1 protein-coding gene is annotated in these 883 nt (G+C 65.3%); it reads left to right on the forward strand.

Annotated elements, in window-relative coordinates:
* The first annotated feature begins 246 nt into the window (after positions 1–246).
* On the forward strand, positions 247–825 hold the full coding sequence (locus ID132_RS08230; RefSeq protein WP_193128324.1) for an NADPH-dependent F420 reductase: 579 nt from the start codon (positions 247–249) through the stop codon (positions 823–825).
* The last annotated feature ends 58 nt before the right edge of the window (positions 826–883 follow it).

Here is an 883-nt window from a genome sequence, read left to right on the forward strand (position 1 = left end):
GATGCTGACAGCGCCAGTTGTCGCTGACAGCNTGCGTACGACGAGAAACCGATGGCGCCGCGCAGGCCGGCCTCGGCGAACGGACAGGCCCTGGCCGGCACCCCACTCCCGTTTCCCGGCGCACCCGAACGGCCCAAGCTGGGAACTTCCAGAGCACCTAGAAATTTAGTTGCAGCTTGAAGCGATTAGTGCTTGTATTTAGTTGAAGCTGCAATAAAGGGCTGCGGCACGAAAAGGAGTTCAATCATGACCACCTTCACGATCTTCGGCACCGGCAACATGGCCAACGCGATCGGCGGCATCCTCGCTGCCGGCGGTGCGTCGGTCGAGCACATCAGCCACGAGCAGGGCGCGAACGCGACCGTCTCGCGCGACGTTGTCATCCTCGCGGTCCCCTTCCCCGCCGTCGCGGAGATCGTCGCGAACTACGGCGAGCAGCTGAACGGCAAGGTAGTCGTCGACATCACCAACCCGCTTAACTTCGAGACCTTCGACTCGCTCGTCGTGCCCGAGGGCAGCTCCGCCGGCGCCGAGCTGCAGAAGCGGCTGCCGGGCGCTCGCGTGCTCAAGGCTTTCAACACGAACTTCGCCGCGACCTTCGCCTCTGGCAAGGTCGGCGAGAACGCCACCACCGTGCTCGTCGCGGGCGACGACGCCGACGCGAAGTCGCAGCTCGTAAGCGCCGTCGTCGCGGGTGGCCTCAAGGCCATCGACGCCGGCTCGCTCAAGCGGGCGCACGAGCTCGAAGCCCTCGGCTTCCTGCAGCTCACCCTCGCCGCGGGCGAGAAGATTCAGTGGACCGGCGGCTTCGCTGTCGTCGCGTAGTTTTCGCAGCCACAATAGGGGGAGGGCCTCGANTTCGGTCGAGGCCCTCCCCCTATTG

Origin of the sequence: Gulosibacter sediminis (assembly GCF_014904065.1) — a bacterium.
Classification (GTDB): domain Bacteria; phylum Actinomycetota; class Actinomycetes; order Actinomycetales; family Microbacteriaceae; genus Gulosibacter; species Gulosibacter sediminis.

Excerpts from the sequence above, each read along its gene's own strand:
- ID132_RS08230 (WP_193128324.1), top strand. The coding sequence starts at position 247 with ATGACCACCTTCACGATCTTCGGCACCGGCAACATGGCCAACGCGATC.